Consider the following 513-nt stretch of genomic DNA (forward strand, 5'->3'; position numbering starts at 1 on the left):
ATGGCCTGTGTTGCTATTCACCCAGACTATCGGGATGGCAACCGAGGTTTGTTGCTGCTGAACTACATGAAGCATCGTTCAAAATCAGAAACTATCAACCAGATTTTTGTCCTTACCACCCACAGTCTGCATTGGTTTAGAGAGCAAGGCTTCTACGAAGTCGGCGTCGATTACCTACCGGGAGCCAAACAAGGGCTGTACAACTTCCAGCGTAAATCAAAAATCTTGGCGTTAGACTTATAAACTAGCTCACAATCATTAACAGGTGCGTTCTGAATCCTCAATCCGAGGTTTGGAACGCCATGCTCCGACTCTCTCAACAATAAATCCATGTATCATAAGCAGTAATACTATTAATTTAGATATGCAAAGCATTACATTGATTTTAGTTCCATTTTTACCTTTTCAATATACACACTGTTGGCTATACTCTGCGCGCTAGTGATTGGTTTTTAACCAATGCAAATGGATCTAGGTGATGATACGTAGCCTTCACCCTAAAATGCTGGGCAG

1 pseudogene is annotated in these 513 nt (G+C 42.1%); it reads left to right on the forward strand.

Annotation, left to right across the window (positions count from 1 at the left end):
* Positions 1-243 (forward strand): annotated as a pseudogene (locus R7044_RS28205) (amino-acid N-acetyltransferase); the annotation flags it as partial.
* Positions 244-513 lie beyond the last annotated feature (270 nt).

It is taken from the genome of Vibrio sp. 1402 (genome assembly GCF_033340275.1).